Source organism: Bacillus sp. NTK074B (assembly GCF_017303375.1).
GTDB lineage: Bacteria > Bacillota > Bacilli > Bacillales > Bacillaceae_B > Rossellomorea.
This window is the reverse complement of record NZ_JAFKOH010000001.1, coordinates 42,574-68,527: the sequence shown is the minus strand read 5'-3', so window position 1 is coordinate 68,527 and position 25,954 is coordinate 42,574. Positions and strand designations below refer to the sequence as shown.

Below are 25,954 nucleotides of genomic sequence, written 5' to 3'. Positions count from 1 at the left end.
GTAGATTAGGTGCAGATAATTGAAACCAAAGATCTCCATAATACGTAGAATTGGTAACTAGATGAATGAGAGGTTGAATGGCTGTTATGTTTAGTAAACTGATGTGCAGATTCGGTATCGGGGCAACAAAGATTGATTTAGTATTGAATAAAAAGGAGTTCCGCCCAGGTGATGTCATCAAGGGTGAATATGAACTTACCGGAGGAAGGGTCGAACAGAAATTAAAGAGGATCGAAACGGACCTCCTTCAGTATAATCACTCCATGGATCGTTCATCTGTTCTTCACCAAAATACCATATTAAGTTCATCCACCATGAAAGCAAATGAACAACGGTCCATTCACTTTTCGTGCAGACTTTCAGATACGTTCCCGCCGAGCAGTGAAACACTTTCCTATAAGTTTGTCACACGCCTGGTCTTCGATGATGGTGTGAATAGTGTGGATCATGATGAGTTTCAGATTTTGATATAATGATCATGCAGAAAAAGCCCTTCAATTTTCCAGAAGGGCTTTTTTTATAGTACATCAAGTTTATTTCTTACCCATCGAAAATCCTTCAAACAATCTGCCACCATGGCCATCGAGTACGGTATCAACCAATTTCACAATGGCGTTCTTTTCGTCCTTTCGATAGAATTGTTCAAAAGCGTCTACATATTCGCTGGCGAATTGCAGATCATATTCCTTTAATGCTCGGATGATCCATTTTGAAGATCCGACCCAATGACCATTCGTTCTGAGCACAAATTCATGAAGCGATTCGCCTATTGTATTGGCAATGCATAGACTTTCTCCCCCGATTCGTTGATCCGATGAAGTCATCGAGAGCATCTGTAAGAAAATACCTCTTCCTTTCAATGGTTTGTAATGACCAGCTTGGAGGTCCGTCCCTCAATAATGAGTTCGCCTCTTGTTTGAGTGCTGTGATGACAGGATGTTTGATGAGGGGAATGCCCTCTGCTACCATTCTTGGCAGTGATGGTCTGGTCCTCTCACAGTCAGATTGAAAATATTGACGGATGGTATGCTGATTGTGTACGAAAACTTCTATCGGCCAACCGAATTCGATAAGGGATTCGCGGTATTCAGAGGGGGTCTGTTCATGGATGACGACAATATCGAGATCTGATGTGGAAGTCTCTTCTCCCCTTACAACACTCCCTGCGAGAATGGCGGCTTGACTCGTTGGGAAGTGTAATTCTATGAATTTCTTGGCTGCATCAATCGCTGTTGGTCTTTTCATCTTAGCCACTCTTTTCTGTAGATTAATTCTTCCATAGCCAGCAAATGTTTTACTGTATAAGACGGATATACACTTCCTGGACATTCATAGTCATGTTTATTAATCCAAATTGTATCCATTCCAATGGAATCTGCCCCGGAAATATCAGTGAAATAGTTGTCACCAATAAAGAGGGCCTTGCATGCTTCTACTCTAAACAGTTCCAGTGCATGTTCAAATATTTCTATTTGCGGCTTGGCGAAACCTATCCGCTCGGAAACAATGATCGCGGTGTCCGGGAAGATATCGTCTAGGCCAAGTCGCTTAACCTTTTCGTAAGCATTAAATACCGTCCCATTTGTGACGATCCCCACTTTTACATACTTTGATACATCAGAAAGGAAACGGTGAGTTCTGGTTTGAGGTTGTATCTGCTGTATATATGAAATCTGGAAAGTTTTAACCATCTGCTGTAGAAGTTCGGGTGTGCCGTCTATGTTTATATTGAAATCCCTCAAAGTATTTTCAAACCTCATGGAGGAGAATCTCTCAAAGCTTATTTCATTAGAGGCAAATTTGGGCCACAAATTATGATTGTGCGAAGTGAATATTCGCAAAAATTCAGCTGAATCAAGATTGGATATCAAGGGGAAATTGGCAATGGTATTTATAACTCCCCTTTCATAAGCTTCTGAATGATCGAATAACGTATCATCCAGATCAAATAAGAATACTTCATAGCCATTAAGACATAGAGGTTTCATGAAAGTTCTCTTCCTTTATCTATTTATAGATATGTGATTTGAATGCTACAATATTCATAGAGACTCTGTTATATCTTCTTTCTCCTTCCTCTGTCCTATGATGTATCCTACAACGATACCCAAGATTAAGATAAAAAGATAATCTGTTTCAAAACCGTTCGTGAAGAAGCCGCTAATGCCCCAACCTAGAACGGCACCGAATGTCAATAATAAAATGGACTTCATATAACGCTCTCCTTTCAAATCAGACCAACTTTAGTATCTATTATTATATCAATTATGACCATAATTCGGATGAGTTCATGATAAAAAAGTAACCGTCTGACACGCTAGAAATATTTACTATGTTCTGATTTAATGGGCTTTTTATACTGGTGGTAACAACTACCTGTTTAAAAGTTTACAGAATTATATTTCAATAGAACTATGAAAACTTTAAAACTTTTATTTATCTCATTGTTGTCTGTCACTTTAGTCTTTGGTTTTGGTAATTCATCCAAGGTTTCCGCTGCAGGTACTTACAAAGTTACATATGGAGATACGATGTGGAAGATTGCTGTTAAGAATCAGGTGGGTGTATCTGAATTAATCTCAGCTAACCCCCAGATCAGTAATCCAAATATGATTTACCCTGGTCAAAGCTTGAATATTCCAGGTGTAAATTCCACTTCTCAAAACTATACATATGAAGTGGTGAAATTGGTCAATGTGGAACGTTCAAAAGTCGGTCTCCCTCCTCTAAAGGAAAACTGGGAGTTATCCAGGGTGGCGAGGTACAAATCTGAAGACATGATTAATAAGAACTACTTCAGTCACACTTCCCCGACGTACGGATCTCCATTCCAAATGATGAAAGATTTCGGCATTTCTTATCAAGCAGCAGGAGAAAACATCGCTGCCGGTCAGAGAACGCCTGCAGAAGTTGTAGAGGCCTGGATGAATAGCGAAGGTCATAGAAAAAATATCCTTTCCCCGACATATACTGAAATCGGAGTTGGGTATGTGAAAGGTGGATCGTACGGCCATTATTGGACTCAAATGTTTATTAAAAGGTAAATATTCCAAAGAATAAACTCCTTGTTACATCATAAAATGACTCTGGTATCGAAACCAGGGTCATTTTTTTAATGAGAATTCTACATATGATTAATATATGGATCGGTCGATTTCAAGAATGATTGTAAAACTACCAGGATATGTAGGGATAACCTCTTGTACATAAACCGAATGAGTTCCCGCTTCTTCCCTTTTTCTTAAAACAATTCCTTGTAACAATTCCGCCAGTGACTCTTCCTTACTAATGTTGATATCCATAAACACTTGATCTTTCACATACTCACCTCCCTTGTATGTTTACGGGTGAACGTCTGGTGAAGTTTCATTTTTTGAAAAATAAAAAAGAGAGCCAACACGCTGGCTCTCCTTCTATTAAAACGTTTGAGCTAAATCCTTTGCTCTTGCAATCGCATTTTCTTTGATTTCATCTGCTTTATCAGGCATTGCAGCATGTCCTTCAACGAACAATCCTTCAAATGAAGGGACGCCGTAGAATTGCATCATCACTTCAAGGTAGCGGTGGCCCATTTCCATCGCGGCAGCAGGTCCCTCTGAATAAATTCCTCCACGTGCTTGGATGTGTAGAGCCTTCTTATCCGTCAGAAGCCCTACAGGACCCTGTTCTGTATATTTAAAGGCTTTGCCAGCAACGGATACAGAGTCAATATAAGCTTTCATTACAGGTGGGAATGAGAAATTCCAAAATGGTGTAACGAAGATGTATTTGTCCGCCTCAACAAACTGATCGGACAATTCACCCAGTCGTCCCACTTTTGCTTGTTCTTCTTGTGACAGTTCTTCAAAACCATTACCTGATTGTAATTTACCCCATCCACTGAATACATCTGCATCGATATGTGGAATGTTCTCCTTATATAAGTCAACATTAACAATTTCATGCGTAGGGTTTGCTTCCTTATAAGAATCAATAAATGCCTTTCCTACAGCCATACTATAAGACTGTGTGTCATCGTGGGGATGAGCTGTAATATATAAAACCTTTGTCATGTAAATCGTCCCTTTCTAAATGTGAAATTCTACTACTCCAGTCCAGGATAACATCCAACTATCTTGAATTAGAATATTTTTAATTCAAGATTAATAATATAGGAGATTACTAATGAATACAAATTTAAAGCTTCCTCATAAAAAAATAAGGAATTAGACTCATAAGAGAGAGACTAATTCCTGGTAAACATGCTAATGATCTTCCGGATACGCCGTTTTAAGGTAGTTTACTGATTGAAGGATCAATTGCTTTAACACAGATTCATCTATATCAGCCATTTTGTTTATGTACACACAGGCTTTGCCCGATGTATGTTTTCCAAAAGCATCTAAAAGTTTTTCCCTATTCGGGTCACCAGTCGCAAAATAAAGGCTTATCTTCGCCTTGCGGGGTGAAAAGCCCACCAGTGGTGCATCCCCCTCGTGGCCGGTCTTATATTTGTAGTGATATGAGCCGAATCCAATAATACTTGGTCCCCACAGATTAGCGTCGCATCCGGTCGTTTCACTGAAAATGTCGAGAAGGCTATATGCCTCCTCCTTTTTTCTAGGATTGTCAATCCTTTCGATGAACTCAAGTACGCTATTATCATTTTGCTTCGTTTTCAATTCATACATTTGAACATCTCCTTTTCAGTGACATTACTATTCATTACTTCTCTTTCAATAATGTGGATTCCTGCACGGGGTATGACTTTTCTTTTGGACACCACTCCTTTCTATTCATTGACAACCACCATCCCTTGAAGTATGATGGTCTCATAATTTAATATTCTCCTAAAGGGGAGTAGCTGTAACAATAAGGTCGTCATTACAGAGTGCACACTCTCGGCTTTATTGACAACAATGTTGTTAGCGAGACCTTTACCAGTTGGTGAAGGCTTATATATGTTCATTTAAGACCTTTACCACATGTGGTAAAGGTCTTTTTCTTTATCACTTCACTTTGAAAGGAAGTAGTGGAACATGAAAAAATTAAAAACAAACTTCTCGCAACTAATAGAACAAAACAAAGAAGAAATTTTGAGCGATCAACAAGAAATAGATAAAATCGAGAAAAAAATAGACATGAAATATACTTCTACCAATAAGGAGAATGCCTAATGATTTTGCGGAAATACATGACCCTCTTCGGTATAGGTTCGGCTAAAATTGATTTGGTCTTACCCAAATCATCATTTAAACAAGGAGAACTTTTGCATGGGTATTTCTTTTTAGAAGGCGGAATTATTGAACAAAAACTGAAGCGTGTAGAATGTGATTTGGTTATGATCGATAGAAATGGGAAAGAAGAAAAACGCATTGATTCGACTACTGTATTAAAATCGGACATCATTCGTGCGGAAGAACGCAATAAACTTTCCTTTACCTACCGTATACCCGGTAAACTCCCTTCTTTTGAATCAGGATCACGGTTTCTGTTCAAGACCAAGCTGACATTTGACCAGGGGGTTGAAAGCGTGGATGAGGATTACATCTCAATTGGCCCAGTACCAGCGTTCGTGTAACCAGGGGCAAAGTAGAATCAACAGATACTTTGCCTTCTGTAATAAATATTGTTCTATTCGCCTTGTAGTAATTTTCTATAGAGTGTCATCCGAGATATACCAGCTTTTTCAGCAGCTGCTGTTCGACTAAGACCTTTTTCAATTAAGTAGATGGCATATTGAACTTTTTCTTCATCAGTTTTTGGTCTTCCTGGATGCTTTCCCCGTTTTCTTGCCGCCATAATTCCTTCTTTGGTTCGCTCTGAGGTTAGATCCCTTTCAAACTGTGCAATACCAGCAAAAATTGTAAAAAGCATTTTCCCGTGAGCTGTCGTTGTATCTAGCCAAGATTCTTTTAGACTTTTAAGGTGAGCACCTTTTTTTGAAATCATATCAGTGATTTCAATTAAGTCCTTTGTAGATCTAGACAGTCTTGTTAAGTCTGTTACTACAACAGTGTCTTCCTTTCGCAAAAAATCCAACATACGGTTAAGCTCTGGACGTTCTCGCTTTGTACCCGTTACTTTTTCAAAGAAAATGCGTTTGCATCCAAATTCTTCTAATTGTTTTTTCTGTCTATCAAAATTTTGCTCGACTGTGGAAACACGCATGTAACCAAATTTCATTTATGTACACCCCTCTCCACATATATTGTATCAAAATAGGTCAGAGGAGGTAATGTTACAATTTTAATTTGTTACATATTTTTGTTACGGTATGTATATACGTTAGTCAACTTACCATTCTTATTGTTTATTTTGTAACAAAAATGTTCGTATTTGTTACAAAATGAATTTAAACGTTACTTTAATATCTCTATAATTTGTAAATTAAATCAATGAAATATTAGTGCATAAAAAGTAAGACACTTATAGACAATAATAAAAAATAAGTGAGGTAAAGATCACTATGGAAAAACTTATAAAGTACACTATCGCTTTAGTTACCATATTTGTTTTTTTTCCTTTGGCTTCATCTGCAACTGAAGGAAGTAAACAAGTAAACCAATCATCTAAGCAGCTTATAGGTAGTATACCTGATGCAAAAGTCAATTTATATGCATCAGAAAAAGAAGGGATATTAACTGATTTTAAACTCCAAATAGACAAAGATACTTTATTTTTTCCGGATTGGGTGAACGTATCAAATCCAACTTATAGTCCACATCTCTACTTCACGGACCTTAATCACGATCAAAATAAGGAATTAATCGTTGTTTTAACCACAGATTACGGCAGTGAGGTAGTGATTCAGAAAGTCCATGTTTTCCACAAAGATAATAATAGGTTTACGGAAAAGGTTGTTGAAGACCCTATTAAAGTTATAAATAAGAATGTAACTACCACACTTTCTAAAAATGAAGCGATAATTGACGTACAAAATAAAAAAATCAAAGTTAATATTGACAAGTATGGGATTAAGCCGAGTCATTTATTTTCAAATATTGCTTTCGGAAGCGTAATTAAATATAAAGTTATTAATGATAAGTTAGTGGCTATCGTTGGAGCAACAATATCACCTTCTGGAGGATATATAGGGGAGATTTTTATTACTTATACTTTGAATAAAAATTTGTATCAAGCAAAAGAAATTAAATTTGAACCAATAAATTAAATAAGGAGGTGCCGTAATATAGTCTTTTACGGCACCTCCTTATTTGTACTAATACCCAATTATTCTAAAGAAGGTATGATTGTCTACTACATGTTTCTCCATTACTCTTTTATATGTACTGGTTCCAGGGAATTTGTATTCTAAATATCCAGAAGAGCCTATGCGGCTTTGCTGACTGAATAGAGAATTGGTATTAAACCATAAACTGTAGCCAATGATATCTGTACCAGGGTAACTTGCAGCTGTTAGGCTATCCTGCCATCCTTGAGTAGAAGTTGAGGGACACCTAGCGCTTGAAGTAGTCATGCCAACGAATCCTCCAGGGGATTTTAATACAACGCCAGAAAGGCTACTCCCTCCAAATTCCGATAGGTTTTTATTTTGCCTATTTATAACTAACTGTGTAATAGCTTTTTTTCCTGAGTAAGATTCTCCTCTTGCTTCTGAATAAACTAATCGAGCCAACAAATCTACATTACTTAATCCGTTAAATTCAGTTAATCCTGTTTTGTCTGTTAAGCAGGCGCCAGCAGCTGATGCCTTAGAGGGAGATACGACATGTACTGAGAATAAGATTCCAAAGCATAATATTACGGAAAGCATTCTTTTTTCCATTTCCCCACATCCCTATTATTATTTTATATAATGATAAATTCTCTTAATAATTGGTAATCCCTCTTTTTATTTCAAATAATTACAAATATTTAGGTTTTTATATGTGTTATTGTGTTGATGATTGTCATTTTCCAATGTCAATTAAAAATATATTGGTCGGAAAAATTATATAAAATCAGGAGTAGAGCAAAAAGGATAACTCAAGAGTTAATTTACTAAACGTTTTATTTTAATTACCTGACGTCACCCCCTTTTAAAAAATAAAAAAAACTGTGCTTTCTTAGAGTAGAAAGTACAGCTTGTATCTTGTCGAATTTTTCCTTAGCGTAAGTTTTCCGCGTTTTGCTACCGGGACCCCTTATTTTTCTTTTTTATAAAAAACATTAATCCTAAACAACCGCCTACTATGCTTAGTAAAATGTCATCTACATCAAAAACACCATATTTGGTAAGACTTTGGATCGTCTCAAACGCTGAACTAATTAACAAAGATATAAGAACTACTCCAAAGTAGGACCTTGACTGTTTAACCAGGAAGGGGAATATAAATCCAATAGGAATGAAAACAATGATTAACCCAAACGTATTAAAGAACCAGGTATCAAAATTGTATTTATTAAAGTTAAATATATAGTCACTTAGAGTATGAAAGGGGATAAAGTTATTAGAAACATCATATACCTTAATAAAATGCAGACTTCCAGTTACACCGAATAAACTCAAAAAAAGAATGGAAAATATATATACACTCAACAGTAAAAAAAGGAAAGTTTTATTTGAATTAACTTCCATAAAAATACACCTCCCTTAGATACGTATGTCCATAAAAGTTAAGGTAGTACAAAAAAGTCAATCCCAATTTTCGGGATTGACTTCAAGTGTTTAATTAAAATCATAGTCAGCAATTTCTCCATTGCCTTTAACATAAGCGCCATCATCGGATTTTCTGAGTGTAAACCAATACTTTCCACTTCCTTTTCCAGGAAGGTCTACATAGCCCCTACCATTTCTAGGGAAACTTGACGTCCCTAGATAAGTGCTACCAAAACTATCTCCCTTGTACAGATCAAAATAGTATACACCAGCTCCACCATTAGCGTCATTTTCAATGTATATTCTATTTTTTGTGCCAGGGTCTAAATAATAAATGTTGGAATTCAACTTATATTTAAAGTCAAATGCGTAATTATGCGAATATGCAAATACTGACGCAGCAGGGGCAGAAAGTATTGCTACTAACGATAGTACAGTTATGATTTTCTTGAGTTTCTTCATTTTTAATTCCTTCCATTTTTAATAAGTAAATGTCTCAGATTGATTATCATCAAGGTAACCTTTTAATCTCTTAATTAACGGGTTAACTAACTTTAAAATAATTGAACCTATTAAGACTCCAATGGTATTTAAGATGATATCATCTACGTCAAAACTTCTATAACTGACATTAACGACTAAAGAAATTATTTTTTGTAAAATTTCCATACTAATGGCCGCAGAGAAACCCAAAATAAAGATATTTCTTCTTGAATGAAGGTTTGGTCTAATCAATGGGAGGTAGAACCCGATAGGGATCATCATTACTATATTTCCTAGGATTACCTTAGCAAATCCCAAAAAATAATCTTGTCGAAAGGCTCCTAACACACTCTGAGAAATTGTTTGGAAAGGTACAAAGTTGTTGCTTGCAGCAGTATTTGTTTCTATTAAACTTTGAATCAATCTTGAATCAATTGGAATTGGAAAAAGTGTTATGCTCATTAACCAAGGGATGTAAAGAAGAAATGTAATGTTAATCAGGTGACTGAAGAGGTTGAAGTTTCTTTTTCCTGAAAAATACAAAAGAATTACCCCTACAGAATATAAGATTACTAGAGGTAAATAATAAAATACCTTAAAATCTAGCAGAATATCTCCCCCTTTCCATCAAAATATATATTACTAAATTAATTCGACTCATTAAAGTAAATCCCTTTATGTTTTTTCATTTATTTCAAAAAAAGTAATTTTATAGAAATTATACGGGTGCCATTTAGTAATAAAGTTAGGGAATCTAAATATACCTGATTTAAAGAGTTATAATATAGAAAGGATAATATCCATTTGTGTGAGTCGTTAATGTTCTCTTTCTATCATATTTTTTAGTTCAAACTTTAAATGCTCTCTGGAAAGATAGTCGTTCCTGCATGTTCAATCTAAAAGTTCCATAAGGGTTTACATGCGAATAAATCAATGGGGTGAGGGCTCTAAAATCCTCCGGTACTAGTTTCTGAAGCAGTGACTTATCTTGCTCCAATAGCACTTCTTGTAGCATTAATGTGTTGATGTAGACTAGACAGTTTTGAATTAAGTGTAGAGCCAACACAGCAATTTCCTGATCCTCCATACGGTTCGTTTGAATTTCACCTCCTTTCCCATAAAAAATGAAGCTATTTGCGGAGTTCCAGTTCTCAACGACGTTCAGTCCCTCATGGATTTCTCTCCGAACCTCTTCTGAAGACAAATATTCACTTAAAAAAATGGTTTTCATTGCTTTCCCGAGTTCACTTAGAGCACGGTACGTTGGATGACCACTGTTCCGTGTAAAACGTTTCAGTACAGCCTCCGTTTCAGCAGTACCTAACTTTAAAGCAGTAGCGTATTTAATCATTTGATCATACTGTTGCTCTATTAATGCCCAATTAATTGGTCTAGTTAATACAGGTTGTAAATTGGAAAAAGCTTCTTGTATTCCATTGTCTGGGCGGTATAGTTTTTGAGCGTGGATGGCTTTAAACCTCGGCATAAGCTGAAACCCTAACAAGTGACAAAAGGCAAACGCTACTTCACTTTGTCCATGTGTATCAACGTAATTTTTTTCTACCTCCATGTTTGTACAATGTCGAAGTAGCCCTTCAATCATAGAAGCAACTTCAGAAGATGAGCATGATTTCAATTGAGAATAGATGCATGTTGATTTCTTTTCTAAATGCCAATAAATCATTACACCGCGTCCCCTGTAGCGAATATGCCATTCTGTAAGCAAATTCTGATCCCATGCACCAAACTTCTTGCTATCAGATGCACATGCAGTGGTACCATCTCCCCATATTTCAGTTACTCTATTATCTAAAATTGCATTAGTGACTTTTGATATTGCTTGACGAAGGTTTTCTTTGTGAATAAATTTTCTCCTTACATATAGTAAGTTCTTATAATTTTCCCCATGATCACCGGCAGCAACTCTTTTTAAGCCGGTATTCGTTCCTAATCCATAAAGACAGAGAATAAGTCTTCTTTGAAGAGTCTCTTTGTCTAAAATTTCTCTATTTCCTAATGTTTGGAACATATCGGTTAAATGTACTCTTAAATCCGTCTCTTTTAATATGTCTAAGAGATTTGTCATGGGCCAGCGTTTCATTACTTCTGCTTTGATGAGGTTAAGGTTTACTGGCTCTTTTTGAGGTTGTATAGGGGATACTGAAATCCATCCATTCCCCTTACTTAAAATTCGTACTGAAGAATCGCTTTTTACGCTTTTATCCAATTTATCAAGAGCTGTGTGCATAGATTGTTTAAGTTCTTTAATAAGTGTTTGTACATTCAGTGGCTTTCGTAATGCCTCATAGTGATGTATTCTATTTTGTTCAAAATCTTTCGGTAAGTCTTCTTCTGGATTCCTATACCGGTCGGCACCTACTACCCATAATTCTTTACAACGGAGTCGATCTCTTAAAGCTTGGAGGACGCAAATTTCATAATTCACTCGATTAATACGATTGCTTTCCTTATCAAGAACTGTATCAATCCAAGCTTGCTTAACAACTCCTTCTATAGGTATAAAATCCATCTCATTATAAGAGTACTGTTTGTTATCCTTATACTGATGAAGGAGACTAATTGCGTCAATGACGGGACGGTGCACTTCATTATTTGAACGAAATTCTAAAATGCCCAATAATGAGGGAACCATCCTTCTGTAATGAGAGCTGTAAGAGGACCTCATTACAGTATGAACCTTTTGTTTATACATTGGTCCGGAATGCTTCATTTCCTTTACTAATTCTTTAAGGGTATCCTCACTTACAACGGGGAATAATACATCTCTTACTATTCCGTCTGGTTGTTCCACAGCCTTTTCGGCTAAACGAAACAAGACATTTGTTTTTCCATTAACTTTTCTGAAATCTCGTAAGAATTCTTTTTCTACTTTTCTTTCTGCTCTTGCACCTATACGATGAACTATTTGTATAAGTAGCTCAACTAGATTATCAGTTATCTCCCTTCCTCTACTCCAAAAAAATGCTGATAATAGAGTGTATCTAATATTCTCGGGATGTCTACGTAATTCTCTAATGTCTTCAGAAACCGCACGCTGCCTATAATTTCTAAGTAGCTTTGGTGGTATTTCTGAAAACAATTCTTTAGGAAGTTGTATGTCTCTCACGATTTGTAACTTTTCTATTTCTTTCAATAAACTATCTAATCCGATCCGTCCAGGATCAGATACGAGTTCTCGAAAACTAAGTATTGTTTGATCCTCTTTAATTTTCTCATCATTAGACCAAGTACGTACAAAATCATCTAATTTAGACTTTGAATGACAGGAAAGTTTTGTGAAAATAGACTGGGATATGTTCTCTTCAAATTGATAAATGGCTGATTTAATATTTCTATTAAGTTGATCTTCGGTTGGGGGGATTAGATGTGAGTGTCTAAGATGAGTTAAGGCGAGTTCTCTTATGCGGTCTATATTCATTTCATTTGGAATTATTTTGGCCTGTAGCCAGGATTTTAATCGTTCCATATCTTCAGAAGTAATCTCCTTGAAGTCCATGAAATCACGGATTTGTGCACGATGATATTTTATTGTCCGACCTTCCCAATCATATTGCTTTAACGAATCAGCCGATACGCCGACTTGTTTGGCTATATACTGAACAACATCTATACTAATTTCTTGTTTGCCCTTTGGAAACCGACCCTTGTATTGAAAAAATTTCAGGGTAACCGCAAATCCAAGTCGAGTTCCACCATGTTTATTCCCAATTAAACCTGACTCTTCTGGAATAATTGTGAAGTGTTCAATTAGTTCCTCCAGATTCCAAACTTTTTTCACTTTATGAGCCTCCTAATATTTGTACCTACAATGAAAAGTGTACCGAACTTTTGCATATAAAAAAAGCCTTTGGAGAAAAGGCTTCAGATAATGTATTAATCTACTTTGCCCCTGGTTACACGAACGCTGGTACTGGGCCCAATTGTATAAAGAAAAGGCTCGCAAACAGCTGCGAGCCTTTTCAGTCATGCATTTTTATTTTTTAGGTCCTCGAGTAGTGAAATAATTCTTTCGTTCTGTTCAATCATCGTTTGGTTCTGTTTCCGGAACTTAGTAAAATCAAATGAAAAGATTAGAAGGAAAATAGCTAAAACGATACCCATTCATCTTTCCCCTCCTTTTTAATACTATATTTTTCTTTCAAAGTGTTCTTGTACCCAGACCTTAATGGATAATATACAAAATACAATGCCACTAACCAAAAATAACGCGACAAATAGATTATCAAAGAGTGATGGCATATCCGGTACCGTCGGCCATTCCCCTCCTCCCACTCTTTGTGCCGCCCAGAAGATGGAGGCGCTCATTCTTTCGAGCGTATAAAGTGTTCCGCTTACAATAAGAAAGGCAGAACCTATTATGAGAAGTGTTCGGTCCATGTCAATGCTCCTTTTGTTTAAAATAAATCAATTCAGGATCCCCTGGGTCCAGATTCTCGATAATACCACTCGGTGCGTATCCATTTTTCTTGAATACCATTTGCATCTCCAGATTTGATTGATTCGTAGATGAAAAAATCTTGCCGGTCGGCGAAATCTTTTCAAAATGTTGCAATAGGCAAGAGGCATATCCCTTCCTTCTTTCTTCAGGTGCAATAATAATAAGAGAAACAAAGATGTGCTCAAAAAAGAGAGTATTATATAGTAGAAAGCCTTTTGTTTCATCCTCTTTTACCACTAAACAGTTTTGCTCCTTGATAGCTCGCGCGAATTCTCCCCGTCTGTGATCGTTTCCGATAACTTGATGATCGATTGCGACTATCGATTCCAAATCTTCTAATTGCGCATATGCAACATTTCTAATGGCAACCACTACTTTCTTTTCCTTATTAATATGTAAAGGGATACGATGAATAGAATGAGAATGGTGGTAAAGATTTCTGCATTCCCTATAAAGAAATAACTGTTTTCGTAAGTGTATGTTCCCTTTTGATCTGCCATTAGAAATTCCTCCTTGCCGTAGAAGAAGGCACCTTATAAACAGGTGCCTTTTTCTCTTAGAGCAGTTTGGACATTAGCACATTCGTTACTTCATATCCTGAATTTTGGTACAAGGAACGGGCTATTTTGTTGTGGCCGAATACGTGAAGGGAAATTTTTGAAAGTCCCATTTTCCGTGCATACGAATCAAGTGCCAATAAGGCTGCCTTCCCGTATCCTAATCCTCTTTTGCTCTCAAGGACTTTTATGTCATAGATGAAAATTTCTTTTTGTTCTTCTTTCACATGAACCCATAAGGTCCCTACTTTATCCTTGTTCTCTTCATGATATAAAGTGAATAAGTGGTGATTGATCGTTTGAAGTCCATCCGGTAATAATGTATTGAACTCCTCTTCTGCCTGTAACAATGAAGTTTCCTCTTTAAAGTTTCCTGCTTTGGTTTTTTCTTCTGCATATTCCTTAATGGAGTCCTTTACCCATTCACGGTATTCGGTTTCTGTCATAGGTCTTAATCGAATCATATGTTGTCTTCCTCCTCTTTTCTTTATTTCCACCGTTTTTTTATCTCATTTACTACAACATCCGGTCGGTCCCAATGAAGAAGGTGAGTCGTTCCTGGAATGCATTTCACTTCCCCAAGGGTCTTTTCCTTGAAAATGGCAGCTGTTTTTAAACGTTGTGCTTCCATACTCACTGGGAGAGTCGCCCGTAATAACAAAACAGGAGCTTTTACTTTGTGGTAAATTCCCTCTGCCTCGTCCTTGTGCATGGCACGAATGAAGTGAGCGGCTGTTTCCCCGCGGGCATGCCAATAATATCTTTGATTTTGATAAAGACAAAGATCCTTTGCTGCTTCAAGTTTCATAGAAGACCAGTGTAGCGTTTCGCTCTGAACGAGTGCGAGGAAGTCTTCCCATGTTTCCCAAACCTGTTCAAAGTCTTGTTCATAATAAGCAACTTCATCCTCAACCGTCTGTTCCGAATGACGTTTACCTTGATAGCCTCCATCAATCAAGATGCAGCCCTTAACCTTCTCGGGATATTTGGCAGCATAAAAAAGAGCGGCGAAGCTACCCCATGAATGTGATAAGAAATATAAAGAGTTTAATTGAAGTATACCGACTACCTCTTCCAGCCAATCGGCCATGTTCTCCATTTCATAATGTTGAGCATGGGTAAACGGGGAGGTCTTTCCATGCCCCGGTGCATCAATGGAAATAATCCTGAACTCTTCCTGTAAATCATGCGCGACTTCAATAAAGCTGAGTCCTGTACTTCCCAAGCCGTGAAGACAGAAAATCACTGGGTTATCCGGCTTTCCCCATTCAGTTACATGTATGTGTAGATCTCGATTATGAATAAAATAACGTCTAATGGTGTTCATCTCCTATGTATACTGACTTTCAATGAAGAATTAGCAGGGACGGCTATTCCCCTCCACCTCCACCTCCACCGCAATCTCCACCATCAAATCCACTGTCGCAGCCTGCTTGATCTTGGTTTCCATCATAGGAGCCAATGTAACCCCCATCTCCATTTCGATAGTCCCGTTTTGAAGAGCTTGATAGGTTAAGAGCCATTATGGTTATAATAATCGGCACTAACAATATGATTATCAATCCTGTCATGTTCATCACCTCTTACTAATCTATACGTATAATGGAAGGATTGGTTTCAATTATTCTTCTAGTTTACCATTATCATCCAAGCTATTCACCCATTGCATGAAGGTTTTTTATATAGACCCACCCGTAAATTCACCATTTTAGAATGGGTTTCATTCTAAAAAAAAGGACCCGAATTTGGGTCCTTCTTTCTTTAAGCAGGGTAGCAATAAACTCAATGTTTTGATGAAACCATGAATTTTGATAACATTAATTCGGTTCCACATGAACATGTACGTCATAGACCTCGTGCTTATCCTTCAACTCACCCTCAACCTCACTCGATATATCATGTGCCTCTTTAATATCCAGAGTAGATCTAACAAGGATCACTACATCTACAACCGTATTATTCCCGTAATTTCTTGCCCGTATATCTTTTACGCCTTTCACCCCAGGGAGATCGAGGACCGTTTTCTCATACGATTGTATAAGCTCTTCATCGAACCCGTCCGTTAGGTAATGAGAGGCTTCCATAAATATGTTCCAAGCGGTTTTACAGATCAGAAGGCCGACAATGACTGCTGTAAGAGGGTCTAACCAAGGAAGATAGAATTGAGCTCCAAGAATGCCGATAACGGCACCAATGCTCACCCATGCATCTGAAAGGTTATCTTTAGCTGCAGCCATAAGGGATTGACTATTGATTTTCTGTGCTAATTTTTTGTTGTACCTATATACAAGGTACATGACTATCGCTGCACCTATACCGGTCCAAGCGGAAAGAAGGTCCGGGGATTGCGTCTTTCCATCAAAAACAGACTGTATGGCATTGTACAGGACCTGGATACCTACGACCATCATGATAAACGAAGCTATCAAAGAAGCCACGCTCTCTGCTTTCCAATGACCGTATGGATGATCATGATCTGCGGGCTTCCTCGAATATCTAAGGCCAATCAGTACTGCAATGGAAGCAACGATATCTGTCGCATTGTTCAGACCATCTGCTCTTAAAGCTTCAGAGCCGGCAGATGTGCCGATAAAAAATTTCATAATAGCTAATATAATATAAGCAATGATACTAATGATTGCCCCACGCTCACCCAGCTTTAACTGATCATATTTTTCTTGATTCACCATTCATATCCTCCACACCTTTTATGTACTTGAATATCATAGCAACCCATCCCAATGTGGGTCTATAGCAACCTTCTTTAGTGAAGCAATCTTAATAAGCAGCAGTTAACAATGTTTCCTGGAGCAAACTTTTATGAAGGCAAAAAAAATAGGACTGTTTAGTCAGTCCTGTCCTTTGAGAATATAGATAATATCACGATTGAGAATATAGATAATATCACGATTGAGAATATAGATAATATCACGATTGAGAATATAGATAATATCACGATTTTTGACTCATTTAGCCTATGTGTAAAGCAAGCCTGGATCAAATGCATTTGATCCAGGCTTGCTTTACACATAGGCTACTTTTCAGCTTTGCTGAAAATCGGGAGAAACCGAGGTTTCTCCCGAATGAGTCAAAAATCTGGGTGTAGCCTCTAATTGGAAATCTAAATCAAGTCTTTTTTAGAATGCTAACCGTTTTCCCCTATCAATCTACAATATCGGCTGCAAAGCTTGGCTTAGTCAAACCAGCTTCTTCGTAAACAGCGGCCATTTTCTCTTCAAATGACGCAAATTGTTCATCCGACTCTGCGTATTCTGCGTTTGCTTCGTCTGAAAGGTTGGCAGCTCTAGTTTCATATGATTTTGCAAGGTCATCAAGTGCACCTTGTATCTCTTCTTTCTTGGCATCGAGAGCAGCCGGTACTTCAAGTGCATGCACATCTTCTGCTACTTTTTTAGCCGCTGCCTCGGCATCGGTCTTCATCTTTGCAATCTCTTCAGCGCTTGGCTTTTCTTCCTCTTTTGCCTTGGCTGTTTCAAATGCGTAGATAGCAGAGTCATTTGCATTCACTGTATCGATGATTTCCATTTGATAGTCTAATAGAGCGGTTTTCATATCCATCTCATCCGACTTTGCTGATTCCTCTGTTGCTTCAGTTTCTGTTTCTTTTTCTTCTTTACTACCTTCATCGCTACTGCACGCAGCGATTAATAAACTCATAGATAGCAAGAAAAAGGGTAACATCAATTTTTTCATCTACAATTCCTCCCCATTCATTCGTTCCTACAATTACATATATTACCTTATTCTCTTTTATTTGTAAACAAATGGATATCGTTTTGTCTTAATTGTAAATTTTCCCCGAAGCAATCATTAGAAATTCACGTGCTATGACCGTCTAAAAGGTATTCACTCTCATATATGTATGGAATTCAGTATTTTGGTAACGATGGATAATAACATATTGCATAATCGGAGGTGTATCTCTTGGTGACGAAAGAATGTCCTTGTGAACGCTGTACGTGCAAGACGAAAAAAGAATGTGATTGTCCATGCTGCTGTGAAAAATAAAAAGAAATCCCTGGACTTAAATGAATACCGGGGATTTCTTTTTTTATTTAAACCTTTACTTTCACCCCGACGATTTCGTCGAAGTATTGTACAGATTTCATTTCTTCATCCATCCATTCTGTTTGTTTCCATGTTTGCTCGATAAAGACTTCAGCAATCATGCGTTTTCTCTCTGTACCAAAGGTATGGGCATCTTTAAGTGCGATTACACTTTCGAAAATACGTACCATAAGCTCTGCGATTCTCTTTGCATGATACGTTTGAGTATCGTGATGGGCCGTCTCAACCACCTTCAATAGTTGTTCCAGTTTCGCGATTCCTTTGGTTAATGGGACAGTGAATGAGGTGAATTCTTCTGGCATAAGGGATAGCTCTTCTTTCATTTCGGCTAGAAAGTATTCATGAGCACGATATTTATTCATTAACCTTAGAACTTCAAGCCCTAAGATATTTGCTGTACCTTCCCACACAGTCAATACTTGGGCATCCCTGAGTAAACGTGGAAGGACGAAATCCTCGATGTAGCCATTTCCCCCGTGCATTTCGATCGCTTCGTGAGAGAAATGAATGGCCTGTTCTGCCGACTCTTTTTTCAGAATGGCTATAAGCAGGCGGTTTAGTACAGATTCTTCTTCTGTGGAAGGAATATCATCGGATACGACGCGATTGAACAAATCTACGAGATGAAATACCGCACTTGTTTCCACTTCCTGTTTGGCAGCGAGGCTGGTCAAGGTTTCTTTGATCATTGGATAATGAGATAACGGGTGCCCGAATGCTTCACGGTAGAAAGCATAATTTCGCGCTTCAAGGTAGGCTCTTCTCATGATGCCGATGGAGGCAATGGCATTACAAACCCGTGATAAATTCAGGGCTTCCATCATATAGTAAATACCCCGGTCCGGTTCACCGACTAGATAAGCTTCAGCCCCCTTGAACTCTACTTCTGCAGATGGAACAGCCCGTACACCCAATTTATCTTTTAACCTGCGGATGTGGATGCCGTTAAGCGAACCGTCATCGTTTCTCCATGGAACAGCGAATAAACTCAGACCCTTTGATCCGCTGCCTGACCCTTCTATACGGGCCAATACCATCGTCACCCCACACATACCTGCATTCGAGGCAAAATATTTTTCACCCCATAGACGATAGTTGGTTCCATTTGGGATGGCTTTTGTATCGTTAGCGCCAACATCAGAGCCTCCCTGCCTTTCAGTTAAGAAGGTCGCCCCCTCATATAATTCGACCTCTCCAGTTGATAGGACATGTGGAAGGAACCTTTCTTTCAGCTCACGAGAAGCATATTTTTCAAGAAGGAGGGCTGTCGCCATGGAAAGAGTGACAGGACAATAGAAACCTGGCTCTGTTTGAGATAATAAATATCCCTGAGCATAGGACAATACATAATTTCCTTTACGTCCAAGCTCAGGGATATTTTTATGAATATAGCCGACAATCCCTTTATTGTAGGTCTGTTCAACTGTTTTCTTGTAACCTTCGTTCACCCAAACTTCAGAAATTTCTTCCCCTAACCGGTTGTACTTAATGAGCTTGGGCTGGCCTTCACGATCCGTGTGGACAGCTCGCTCATCGATTTCACCGGCACAAAGTTTACCGAATTCGTTTAGTGATCGATCAGCCCAGGCGAAAAAATCTTTGTCCAAGTAGCATCGGAGTATTTCTTTTAGATGTGGATCTTCCGTATAAAAATTTTCGATTCTTTTCATTCTATCTCTCCTGAATATTGTAATTTTTTAATGAATTCGTCCCTAAGGGTTTCCATTTCAAATTTCATATCCTCCAGTTCCTGAATGAAATGGGTCACCTCCTTTATTCGCATGTTTCCATACTCAATTGTTCGTTCCAGTTGCTTTCTTCCACTTCGATCCTGATCAAATAGTTGAATCATTTCTCTAATTTCCTCTAAAGTAAAGCCGAAACGTTTTCCCCTGAAGATTAATTTCAACCTGGTAACATCTCGTTTTGAGTACAGGCGTCTACCTGAATCACTCCTGTCTGGATGCAATAATTCAAGTTCTTCATAATAACGGATAGTTCGCGTGGTTACATTGAAATCTTTCGCTAACTGCGAAATGCTGTAGTTCATTTGAATCAAGCCTTTTTGTGAAAATTTTGATATTTATATTTTAACATTGACGTTGACGTAAAGTTCAACTGCTTTCTAAAAAAGTTTATTCATAATCAGAATACCCTTTTCCATATACTAGTGAAAAATACGGCGGTGAGAGTCTTGGTCAAGGTATTGTTATTTGCCGATATTGGAATTGATGATACAATTGCGCTCATCTTTTCTTATCTCAGTGAAGATATTGATCTGGTTGGTATTGTTGCGGATTATGGAAATGTACCGAGAGCGCGTGCTGTTACAAGCGCTCATTACTTGATGGAATCATTGAATCTTAAAGATCAAATTCCAATTATAGGGGGAGCCGAGGTTCCTATGACAGCTGAGCAGCCAAAATACTTTCCCGAAATACATGGTGAATATGGACTGGGTCCTATCAAACCTTTTGCATATGAAGGAGAAATCGAAAATTTTTTTGAGATTACCAGATTAATCGAGAAATATGGTAATGAACTTATCATTGTGAATGTGGGAAGGCTTACTTCCCTCGCCAACATGTTCATCCTTTATCAAAGTCTTATGAATAAAGTAAAGAAGATTTATGTTATGGGCGGGGCATTCTGGGTACCAGGAAACGTGACGGCGGTGTCAGAAGCGAATTTTCACTCTGATCCGATTGCAGTAAAAATCGTGACGACATATGCAAAGAATCTTACCATCATCCCGCTGAATGTAACTGATCATGCCATTGTGACACCTGATATGGTGAATTACATCCATCATAAAGGACGTACCCAATTGGTCAAGCCCCTGTTAGATTATTATTATGCGTTTTATAAAAATAGGAACCCTTCTATAAAAGGGAGTCCGGTCCACGATGCGATAACCATCATGGCAACAATATGCGAGGATATGTTTTCATTTCGAGAACTGCCTGTTCATATCGTCACCTCGAGCACAGGTATCCATCGGGGACAGAGCATAGCCGATATCAGGCCATATATTCAGTTCGAAGAAAAAGCAAATAAGCACCGAATCGCCTTTTCCTTTGATTATGGATTGTTCTTCAAGAGGTTTATGACGGTTATGACTGGAGAATCGTTCGAGGAAAATAATAAATAATATCGGTTCAGCTCTGACTCTTCCTGAATAATGTGGACGTTGCAAGAGTCTGCCAGACAATGATCAATGAATTCAATATGTCTCTACATCAAAACACCAATTGGCGTAATGAAACATGCTTTGGGTGTTTCTGTATTAATGATTTATCTTTTTAATGACTGTGAAAATACGATAGGTGCATCTACACAATCCTTGGAATCGTCCACTAATTCAATTAGAGCTATATCCGTAATCTTCGCCTCAATCTTGTCTCCGCGCTCTAAGCAATGTTGGAATCCATCTGCTAATTTCTCCGGGCTAAGCTTATTTGCCAATGTGCAATGAGGTATCCAATTACCAGGAAGATAGAGTGGATTTGCAGACTCATTGAAGGTTTGAAAGTGATCGTGATGATAAGTGTGAAAATCCAGGAGTTCCCTCGTAACAGTCGGAGAAAGAAAAAGGGTGCCGAAATTTAGAAATGAACCTACTGTATTAAACACAACCTTAAGTGCTCGATCATCTTGATAAAACATCTTTAACGATTGTATATATTCTTCTTTATTTAGATCGGTATAACTACCTATTGTAAGATGAGGGCGGGCATCGTTGATTTCTTCTTCATAATAAGAAATCTCCTTAGCCCTGAGTTCCTTCCAAATTTCCCTGATCCGCTCTTCCGTTGCGTCATCGAATAAAGCAATTACCCAATACATAATAAACCACCTTTCATTTTATACGTATTTAATCATTTGCCACTTCCTTACACTGTAACACAGTCTAATACTTGATTGACTTGATGTAAACGCTTAATGATCTTAAACATGGATATTTTATATCCTCTGAAGAGATTTATTAAAAACCTTTGACATCGATAAGAATATGATGTAAATTACCTTATGGACGAACATTTATAAAATAAACAAACTTTAATATTCGTGTTTAGGGGTGTAATAATGGAAAATGTATTTGATTACGAAGATATTCAATTAATTCCTGCAAAGTGTGTGGTTAACAGCCGTTCTGAATGTGATACGAGTGTAACCCTTGGTGGACACACGTTTAAATTGCCTGTAGTCCCTGCTAATATGCAAACCATTATTGATGAAAAAATCGCAGTCTACTTGGCTGAAAATAATTATTTCTATATCATGCATCGTTTTGAACCGGAGAAACGTATATCATTTATTAAGGATATGAATTCCCGTGGATTGATTTCTTCTATTTCTGTAGGTGTAAAAGAAGATGAATATGCCTTCGTTGAGCAGCTGGCTGAAGAAAATCTGATTCCGGATTACATCACAATCGATATCGCACATGGACATTCCAATGCCGTCATCAGCATGATCCAGCATATTAAAAAACACGTACCCGATAGCTTTGTTATTGCCGGAAACGTTGGTACACCTGAGGCAGTAAGAGAATTGGAACATGCAGGTGCCGATGCTACCAAGGTTGGAATTGGACCTGGTAAAGTGTGCATTACAAAGATCAAAACAGGCTTTGGTACAGGTGGATGGCAGCTGGCTGCACTGAGATGGTGTGCTAAAGCAGCTACTAAACCAATCATTGCTGATGGAGGAATCCGTACCCATGGTGATGTTGCAAAATCCATCCGCTTTGGAGCGACCATGGTGATGATCGGATCCTTATTTGCCGGGCATGAAGAATCTCCAGGTGAAACCATTGAAAAAGACGGCAAACTCTTCAAAGAATACTTCGGATCAGCTTCAGAATTTCAAAAAGGTGAAAAGAAGAATGTTGAAGGAAAGAAAATGTATGTTGAGCATAAAGGATCTTTAGAGCATACCCTTATCGAAATGGAACAGGATCTACAATCCTCAATTTCCTATGCAGGAGGAACGAAGCTTGAGTCAATCCGTACAGTGGATTATGTTGTCGTCAAGAATTCGATCTTTAACGGTGATAAGGTATATTAAAGGAGAAAGGTTGAAAGGTGGGCATTGATTGCTCACCTTTTTTTCATTTATATATTTTTTATGATCATGAGTTTGTAGCAGATACATCTTCATCAGTAACCATTTTTGAGTGAGGGATACGCTTATTCAATTCTCCAAGCAAACCTTTTGGATCTTTAAGATTGCCCTGAACAATATTATATTGGGGGTACCCCATTTTCACATTCATCTTAGACATTCGTTTCAGCTTATTGGGCATTTTATCCCGGTACTTTTTTTCATCAATCAGAACGAGACCAATAAAAGCATTACGGTAAATTTTATAAGGTATATAGCTCTCTATATCTTCCCACCTGATATGAACTGGTTCGTCCGGCAGTACATACAAAATAAGATGATCCTGCGTCATGCTGACATGAGGAGCATCGTGTGAGATCTTCTTAAAGATCAGAATACTACAAAAGAGAAAAAACACCCCTCCCAACACAACGACTGCCCCTATCAGATAATTGACATCTACAAAGAAAAACTCATACGATAAAAACACACACAAGAAAACAAACATAATGCTGCCTGCCGCTATCAATCCCAACTTCCACTTGGATTCATAAAAATGAACAGCCTTCTCTTCCATCATAAATCCCCTTCCATAAATATACATATTCAATCCTTTATACCCCCATTTCTAATCAGTAAACCCCTCCCACCTGGAGGGACGGACCTCCAATAGGATAAATCTAGGGAAATTCGCTTCTCTTACAGAGGTCCGTCCCTCAGAATTTTTATAGACAACGGGTGAAATATGGCTATAATTAAATTTAATATTATCATGGGAGGTGAAGGGCTATGGCGAGATTTGTGTTGATGATGCTGTTCTGTTTGACGTTTGTAACGAATCCGGTTCAACAGCAATCACATCAATCTTTTTCAACCAATTTTGATAAAGAGGCAACTATTTCAGCTCATCTGTATTTGACAGACGCCTCTATGATTCTCGATGTGGTGCCTTCCCTTGTTCACAAACAAGAGGGTATCCCCCAAAGTAAAATCACCCTTCCCCCTGACTTGCATTATGAGTTGAAGCCATTCGGACGAACTTCAATTTGTCTTGAGATTTATCCGGATTCATTTGGCTTCCTTGAAGTGGTCAGGACCCATTCCAATTACCTCTGAACCTTACATTCATAAATCATTCTTGAAGATCACTTTTTTCAGTGGGAAAAGAGTTTATTTGTCTTGCATCTATCCAAAGTGGAGGCTATTCAATATGAAAGATTATGAATATCGTAAGGAAACCATAACTTGTTATGTATTTTGTTCCCTTTTCCTGGTATGCTTTTTCGGGCTTATTTTGATCTCTGCAGAAATCAGTGGCCAAAGTATTTTTTCTTCTTTCCCGCGGTTCTCCTGGGAGATGATGATTAATTGGGAAGATATCGTAGATATATTCGACTTAAAATAAGATCCTTCATTCAAAGCGATCTAAAACGACATTACTAAAAAGCGAGGAAATATAAATGAATCTTGGATTCGGTGAAATTGCGATTATATTGTTTGTGGCACTCTTGTTTTTTGGACCCAGCAAACTCCCTGAGCTTGGAAAAGCAGCAGGCACGTCCCTAAGAGAGTTCAAAAAGGCCGTAAGTGGATTAATGGACGAAGATGAACAGGATAAACAAGAAGAGAACAATCTAAAAAAGAATAATCAAAGCTAATTAGGGAGAAATATCAATGAGGGACGGACCTTCAAAAATGGATAAGTTAGTCTTCTTTATGTCCATTTGGAGGTCCGTCCCTCATTATAAATTCCTTCATATGTATTTATACCCGATTCATCTTTTCTGCGAAATAATCGTGAATAAGCCTGGTATCTTATCTTCGATTCCCGTGGGTGCATATGGTGGGAATGCCCATCTTATGCCTTGTTCCTCTACTAATTGAAGGATGTGCAAATCTGAGCGGGCAAGAGAAGTGATGATTTCCCCCAAAGTCCACCTGCGAATCTTGTTCTTTTTTGAATGATTCTTGTCATCGGGCGTTAGTAACTTCCTAAAGGCAACGTCCACTTCACTCTCCCCTTTATTAAAATAGTCCCCTGCCGCTACCATTTTATTATCATCAACCTCTAATAACTTTGATACTAGGGGATGATAATCCCTCAAGATGAAAGTCCCGCCTTTTATCAGTATGTTTCTGACCATTTCGAACACAGGTGCTAAATCAATAAAATAGTGAAGAACTCCAAGTTCCAGTATGACGATATCAAAGTTCTTAAAGCTTTCTTTCAAAGGGACTTCCAATAAATCGGATACGATATAATGAATATTCACACCTGCCGCTTCGGCTAGTTCCATGGCATATCGCCTATTTTCACTCGAAATATCAACCACGGTGACCTCTGCCCCCAATAATGCAAATGATACGGCTTTATTTCCCTTTGATCCTAATAAATTCGCAATCTTCTTCCCTTTTACATCTCCCGTAATCGTCAAATATTCCGAAATTTTCCGCTTGGGATCTCCAGTGAGTGTCACTGCATAATCCTTTGGCAAACCATACCGATTCACCCATGCCTGGTAAGCACCATCATTCCATCCTGCCTTATTTATCTTACTAAGCTCACTCTGATTCAAATTCTCGTCACCTCTCAGACAATTTGTTTAGGGACGGACCTTCAAACTTCCCGCATTTTCATAGCCAAACCCCATTAAATCAAGCTTAATTACTCTAAACTGG

At 38.0% G+C, this 25,954-nt stretch carries 33 protein-coding genes and 1 pseudogene; 9 read left to right on the top strand and 25 right to left on the bottom strand.

What is annotated here, in order from left to right; all coding sequences use genetic code 11:
- The first annotated feature begins 77 nt into the window (after window positions 1-77).
- Entirely contained in the window at window positions 78-473 is a 396-nt protein-coding gene (locus JI667_RS00395; protein WP_206848907.1) for a sporulation protein, read from the top strand.
- Window positions 474-533: 60 nt separating this feature from the next.
- On the opposite strand, the pseudogene JI667_RS00390 reads toward JI667_RS00395, so the two are convergent.
- The 3 genes and pseudogenes from JI667_RS00390 to JI667_RS00380 all read right to left on the bottom strand — a co-directional run bounded on the left by JI667_RS00390 (window position 534) and on the right by JI667_RS00380 (window position 2,213).
- A pseudogene (locus JI667_RS00390) lies at window positions 534-1,245 on the bottom strand (nucleotidyltransferase domain-containing protein).
- Window positions 1,242-1,988, bottom strand: a complete 747-nt coding sequence (locus tag JI667_RS00385) for an HAD family hydrolase (RefSeq protein WP_206848899.1) — start codon at window positions 1,986-1,988, stop codon at window positions 1,242-1,244. Before JI667_RS00385 ends, JI667_RS00390 begins: the two are co-directional and overlap by 4 nt.
- A 54-nt stretch (window positions 1,989-2,042) precedes the next feature.
- Entirely contained in the window at window positions 2,043-2,213 is a 171-nt protein-coding gene (locus tag JI667_RS00380) for a tRNA U-34 5-methylaminomethyl-2-thiouridine biosynthesis protein (RefSeq protein ID WP_206848897.1), read from the bottom strand.
- 201 nt (window positions 2,214-2,414) lie between these two features.
- On the opposite strand from JI667_RS00380, the gene safA reads away from it, so the two are divergent.
- Window positions 2,415-3,044, top strand: a complete 630-nt coding sequence (gene safA, locus JI667_RS00375) for a SafA/ExsA family spore coat assembly protein (RefSeq protein ID WP_206848894.1) — start codon at window positions 2,415-2,417, stop codon at window positions 3,042-3,044.
- 90 nt (window positions 3,045-3,134) lie between these two features.
- On the opposite strand, the gene JI667_RS00370 is transcribed toward safA, so the two are convergent.
- The 3 genes from JI667_RS00370 to JI667_RS00360 form a co-directional block, all read right to left on the bottom strand.
- Window positions 3,135-3,320 carry a hypothetical protein gene (locus tag JI667_RS00370; RefSeq protein WP_206848885.1) on the bottom strand — a complete coding sequence of 62 codons (186 nt, stop codon included), beginning with the start codon at window positions 3,318-3,320 and terminating at the stop codon, window positions 3,135-3,137.
- A 96-nt stretch (window positions 3,321-3,416) separates the two neighbouring features.
- The gene (locus JI667_RS00365) at window positions 3,417-4,052 is read right to left on the bottom strand and encodes an FMN-dependent NADH-azoreductase (protein ID WP_206848884.1); all 636 of its coding nucleotides are present in this window, start codon (window positions 4,050-4,052) and stop codon (window positions 3,417-3,419) included.
- Between the two features lie 192 nt (window positions 4,053-4,244).
- Complete coding sequence (locus JI667_RS00360) at window positions 4,245-4,670, bottom strand: DUF1801 domain-containing protein (RefSeq protein WP_206848882.1); 426 nt, start codon at window positions 4,668-4,670, stop codon at window positions 4,245-4,247.
- 348 nt (window positions 4,671-5,018) lie between these two features.
- Between JI667_RS00360 and JI667_RS00355 the strand changes: the two genes are divergently transcribed.
- On the top strand, window positions 5,019-5,156 hold the full coding sequence (locus JI667_RS00355; RefSeq protein WP_206848880.1) for an FbpB family small basic protein: 138 nt from the start codon (window positions 5,019-5,021) through the stop codon (window positions 5,154-5,156).
- Window positions 5,156-5,560: a sporulation protein gene (locus tag JI667_RS00350; RefSeq protein WP_206848878.1), complete on the top strand. Its 405-nt coding sequence runs from the start codon at window positions 5,156-5,158 to the stop codon at window positions 5,558-5,560. The genes JI667_RS00355 and JI667_RS00350 overlap by 1 nt, the downstream gene beginning before the upstream one ends.
- A gap of 53 nt (window positions 5,561-5,613) precedes the next feature.
- Here the strand turns inward: JI667_RS00350 and JI667_RS00345 are convergent, their stop codons facing one another.
- Window positions 5,614-6,165 (bottom strand): recombinase family protein, encoded by a 552-nt coding sequence (locus JI667_RS00345; protein WP_206848870.1) that lies wholly within the window; start codon window positions 6,163-6,165, stop codon window positions 5,614-5,616.
- A gap of 283 nt (window positions 6,166-6,448) precedes the next feature.
- Here JI667_RS00345 and JI667_RS00340 point away from each other — a divergent pair, with 283 nt between their 5' ends.
- A complete protein-coding gene (locus JI667_RS00340; protein WP_206848868.1) occupies window positions 6,449-7,153 on the top strand; it encodes a hypothetical protein in 705 nt (234 codons plus the stop codon).
- Between the two features lie 48 nt (window positions 7,154-7,201).
- Here the strand turns inward: JI667_RS00340 and JI667_RS00335 are convergent, their stop codons facing one another.
- The 15 genes from JI667_RS00335 to JI667_RS00270 all read right to left on the bottom strand — a co-directional run bounded on the left by JI667_RS00335 (window position 7,202) and on the right by JI667_RS00270 (window position 20,219).
- Window positions 7,202-7,768, bottom strand: a complete 567-nt coding sequence (locus JI667_RS00335) for a cell wall hydrolase (RefSeq protein ID WP_206848866.1) — start codon at window positions 7,766-7,768, stop codon at window positions 7,202-7,204.
- 345 nt (window positions 7,769-8,113) lie between these two features.
- Window positions 8,114-8,560, bottom strand: a complete 447-nt coding sequence (locus tag JI667_RS23105) for a VanZ family protein (RefSeq protein WP_206848857.1) — start codon at window positions 8,558-8,560, stop codon at window positions 8,114-8,116.
- Between the two features lie 90 nt (window positions 8,561-8,650).
- Window positions 8,651-9,043 (bottom strand): hypothetical protein, encoded by a 393-nt coding sequence (locus JI667_RS00325; protein WP_206848855.1) that lies wholly within the window; start codon window positions 9,041-9,043, stop codon window positions 8,651-8,653.
- Window positions 9,044-9,061: 18 nt separating this feature from the next.
- Window positions 9,062-9,607, bottom strand: a complete 546-nt coding sequence (locus JI667_RS00320) for a VanZ family protein (RefSeq protein ID WP_206848854.1) — start codon at window positions 9,605-9,607, stop codon at window positions 9,062-9,064.
- A gap of 304 nt (window positions 9,608-9,911) precedes the next feature.
- Window positions 9,912-12,863: a Tn3 family transposase gene (locus tag JI667_RS00315; protein WP_206848852.1), complete on the bottom strand. Its 2,952-nt coding sequence runs from the start codon at window positions 12,861-12,863 to the stop codon at window positions 9,912-9,914.
- Between the two features lie 347 nt (window positions 12,864-13,210).
- Window positions 13,211-13,462 (bottom strand): hypothetical protein, encoded by a 252-nt coding sequence (locus JI667_RS00310; RefSeq protein WP_206848844.1) that lies wholly within the window; start codon window positions 13,460-13,462, stop codon window positions 13,211-13,213.
- Between the two features lies 1 nt (window position 13,463).
- Window positions 13,464-13,886 (bottom strand): GNAT family N-acetyltransferase, encoded by a 423-nt coding sequence (locus tag JI667_RS00305; protein WP_206850452.1) that lies wholly within the window; start codon window positions 13,884-13,886, stop codon window positions 13,464-13,466.
- Between the two features lie 8 nt (window positions 13,887-13,894).
- Window positions 13,895-14,023: a hypothetical protein gene (locus JI667_RS22845; RefSeq protein WP_280515453.1), complete on the bottom strand. Its 129-nt coding sequence runs from the start codon at window positions 14,021-14,023 to the stop codon at window positions 13,895-13,897.
- 56 nt (window positions 14,024-14,079) lie between these two features.
- Entirely contained in the window at window positions 14,080-14,544 is a 465-nt protein-coding gene (locus JI667_RS00300; protein WP_206848841.1) for a GNAT family N-acetyltransferase, read from the bottom strand.
- Between the two features lie 23 nt (window positions 14,545-14,567).
- A complete protein-coding gene (locus JI667_RS00295) occupies window positions 14,568-15,398 on the bottom strand; it encodes an alpha/beta fold hydrolase (RefSeq protein WP_206850451.1) in 831 nt (276 codons plus the stop codon).
- Window positions 15,399-15,450: 52 nt separating this feature from the next.
- Window positions 15,451-15,651, bottom strand: coding sequence for a hypothetical protein (locus tag JI667_RS00290; RefSeq protein WP_206848840.1), 201 nt, complete (start codon window positions 15,649-15,651; stop codon window positions 15,451-15,453).
- 246 nt (window positions 15,652-15,897) lie between these two features.
- Window positions 15,898-16,767, bottom strand: coding sequence for a cation diffusion facilitator family transporter (locus JI667_RS00285; RefSeq protein WP_368077876.1), 870 nt, complete (start codon window positions 16,765-16,767; stop codon window positions 15,898-15,900).
- Window positions 16,768-17,242: 475 nt separating this feature from the next.
- Window positions 17,243-17,794 carry a hypothetical protein gene (locus tag JI667_RS00280; RefSeq protein ID WP_206848832.1) on the bottom strand — a complete coding sequence of 184 codons (552 nt, stop codon included), beginning with the start codon at window positions 17,792-17,794 and terminating at the stop codon, window positions 17,243-17,245.
- Window positions 17,795-18,156: 362 nt separating this feature from the next.
- Window positions 18,157-19,839 (bottom strand): acyl-CoA dehydrogenase family protein, encoded by a 1,683-nt coding sequence (locus JI667_RS00275; protein WP_206848829.1) that lies wholly within the window; start codon window positions 19,837-19,839, stop codon window positions 18,157-18,159.
- Complete coding sequence (locus tag JI667_RS00270; protein ID WP_206848818.1) at window positions 19,836-20,219, bottom strand: MerR family transcriptional regulator; 384 nt, start codon at window positions 20,217-20,219, stop codon at window positions 19,836-19,838. Before JI667_RS00270 ends, JI667_RS00275 begins: the two co-directional genes overlap by 4 nt.
- Before the next feature lie 144 nt (window positions 20,220-20,363).
- On the opposite strand from JI667_RS00270, the gene JI667_RS00265 reads away from it, so the two are divergent.
- A complete protein-coding gene (locus JI667_RS00265; RefSeq protein WP_211201143.1) occupies window positions 20,364-21,320 on the top strand; it encodes a nucleoside hydrolase in 957 nt (318 codons plus the stop codon).
- Between the two features lie 143 nt (window positions 21,321-21,463).
- On the opposite strand, the gene JI667_RS00260 is transcribed toward JI667_RS00265, so the two are convergent.
- Window positions 21,464-22,015, bottom strand: coding sequence for a 2'-5' RNA ligase family protein (locus JI667_RS00260; RefSeq protein WP_206848814.1), 552 nt, complete (start codon window positions 22,013-22,015; stop codon window positions 21,464-21,466).
- A gap of 240 nt (window positions 22,016-22,255) precedes the next feature.
- Here JI667_RS00260 and guaC point away from each other — a divergent pair, with 240 nt between their 5' ends.
- A complete protein-coding gene (gene guaC, locus JI667_RS00255) occupies window positions 22,256-23,239 on the top strand; it encodes a GMP reductase (protein WP_206848812.1) in 984 nt (327 codons plus the stop codon).
- Window positions 23,240-23,303: 64 nt separating this feature from the next.
- On the opposite strand, the gene JI667_RS00250 is transcribed toward guaC, so the two are convergent.
- Entirely contained in the window at window positions 23,304-23,879 is a 576-nt protein-coding gene (locus JI667_RS00250) for an STM3941 family protein (RefSeq protein WP_280515459.1), read from the bottom strand.
- Between the two features lie 185 nt (window positions 23,880-24,064).
- Between JI667_RS00250 and JI667_RS00245 the strand changes: the two genes are divergently transcribed.
- Together JI667_RS00245 and JI667_RS00240 are read left to right on the top strand one after the other, a co-directional pair.
- Window positions 24,065-24,391 carry a hypothetical protein gene (locus JI667_RS00245; RefSeq protein ID WP_206848808.1) on the top strand — a complete coding sequence of 109 codons (327 nt, stop codon included), beginning with the start codon at window positions 24,065-24,067 and terminating at the stop codon, window positions 24,389-24,391.
- A gap of 344 nt (window positions 24,392-24,735) precedes the next feature.
- Entirely contained in the window at window positions 24,736-24,933 is a 198-nt protein-coding gene (locus JI667_RS00240) for a twin-arginine translocase TatA/TatE family subunit (RefSeq protein ID WP_206848806.1), read from the top strand.
- Between the two features lie 117 nt (window positions 24,934-25,050).
- Here the strand turns inward: JI667_RS00240 and JI667_RS00235 are convergent, their stop codons facing one another.
- The gene (locus tag JI667_RS00235; RefSeq protein ID WP_206848804.1) at window positions 25,051-25,851 is read right to left on the bottom strand and encodes a class I SAM-dependent methyltransferase; all 801 of its coding nucleotides are present in this window, start codon (window positions 25,849-25,851) and stop codon (window positions 25,051-25,053) included.
- Window positions 25,852-25,954 lie beyond the last annotated feature (103 nt).

Excerpts from the sequence above, each read along its gene's own strand:
- JI667_RS00260 (WP_206848814.1), bottom strand. The coding sequence starts at position 22,015 with ATGTATTGGGTAATTGCTTTATTCGATGACGCAACGGAAGAGCGGATC.
- JI667_RS00325 (WP_206848855.1), bottom strand. The coding sequence starts at position 9,043 with ATGAAGAAACTCAAGAAAATCATAACTGTACTATCGTTAGTAGCAATA.
- JI667_RS00395 (WP_206848907.1), top strand. The coding sequence starts at position 78 with ATGGCTGTTATGTTTAGTAAACTGATGTGCAGATTCGGTATCGGGGCA.
- JI667_RS00380 (WP_206848897.1), bottom strand. The coding sequence starts at position 2,213 with ATGAAGTCCATTTTATTATTGACATTCGGTGCCGTTCTAGGTTGGGGC.
- JI667_RS00345 (WP_206848870.1), bottom strand. The coding sequence starts at position 6,165 with ATGAAATTTGGTTACATGCGTGTTTCCACAGTCGAGCAAAATTTTGAT.
- JI667_RS00300 (WP_206848841.1), bottom strand. The coding sequence starts at position 14,544 with ATGATTCGATTAAGACCTATGACAGAAACCGAATACCGTGAATGGGTA.
- JI667_RS00360 (WP_206848882.1), bottom strand. The coding sequence starts at position 4,670 with ATGTATGAATTGAAAACGAAGCAAAATGATAATAGCGTACTTGAGTTC.
- JI667_RS00365 (WP_206848884.1), bottom strand. The coding sequence starts at position 4,052 with ATGACAAAGGTTTTATATATTACAGCTCATCCCCACGATGACACACAG.
- JI667_RS00340 (WP_206848868.1), top strand. The coding sequence starts at position 6,449 with ATGGAAAAACTTATAAAGTACACTATCGCTTTAGTTACCATATTTGTT.
- JI667_RS00270 (WP_206848818.1), bottom strand. The coding sequence starts at position 20,219 with ATGAACTACAGCATTTCGCAGTTAGCGAAAGATTTCAATGTAACCACG.
- JI667_RS00275 (WP_206848829.1), bottom strand. The coding sequence starts at position 19,839 with ATGAAAAGAATCGAAAATTTTTATACGGAAGATCCACATCTAAAAGAA.
- JI667_RS22845 (WP_280515453.1), bottom strand. The coding sequence starts at position 14,023 with ATGGCAGATCAAAAGGGAACATACACTTACGAAAACAGTTATTTCTTT.
- JI667_RS00355 (WP_206848880.1), top strand. The coding sequence starts at position 5,019 with ATGAAAAAATTAAAAACAAACTTCTCGCAACTAATAGAACAAAACAAA.
- JI667_RS00250 (WP_280515459.1), bottom strand. The coding sequence starts at position 23,879 with ATGTATATTTATGGAAGGGGATTTATGATGGAAGAGAAGGCTGTTCAT.
- JI667_RS00240 (WP_206848806.1), top strand. The coding sequence starts at position 24,736 with ATGAATCTTGGATTCGGTGAAATTGCGATTATATTGTTTGTGGCACTC.
- JI667_RS00290 (WP_206848840.1), bottom strand. The coding sequence starts at position 15,651 with ATGACAGGATTGATAATCATATTGTTAGTGCCGATTATTATAACCATA.
- JI667_RS00335 (WP_206848866.1), bottom strand. The coding sequence starts at position 7,768 with ATGGAAAAAAGAATGCTTTCCGTAATATTATGCTTTGGAATCTTATTC.
- JI667_RS00350 (WP_206848878.1), top strand. The coding sequence starts at position 5,156 with ATGATTTTGCGGAAATACATGACCCTCTTCGGTATAGGTTCGGCTAAA.
- JI667_RS23105 (WP_206848857.1), bottom strand. The coding sequence starts at position 8,560 with ATGGAAGTTAATTCAAATAAAACTTTCCTTTTTTTACTGTTGAGTGTA.
- JI667_RS00280 (WP_206848832.1), bottom strand. The coding sequence starts at position 17,794 with ATGAAAAAATTGATGTTACCCTTTTTCTTGCTATCTATGAGTTTATTA.
- safA (WP_206848894.1), top strand. The coding sequence starts at position 2,415 with ATGAAAACTTTAAAACTTTTATTTATCTCATTGTTGTCTGTCACTTTA.
- JI667_RS00385 (WP_206848899.1), bottom strand. The coding sequence starts at position 1,988 with ATGAAACCTCTATGTCTTAATGGCTATGAAGTATTCTTATTTGATCTG.
- JI667_RS00245 (WP_206848808.1), top strand. The coding sequence starts at position 24,065 with ATGGCGAGATTTGTGTTGATGATGCTGTTCTGTTTGACGTTTGTAACG.
- guaC (WP_206848812.1), top strand. The coding sequence starts at position 22,256 with ATGGAAAATGTATTTGATTACGAAGATATTCAATTAATTCCTGCAAAG.
- JI667_RS00310 (WP_206848844.1), bottom strand. The coding sequence starts at position 13,462 with ATGGACCGAACACTTCTCATAATAGGTTCTGCCTTTCTTATTGTAAGC.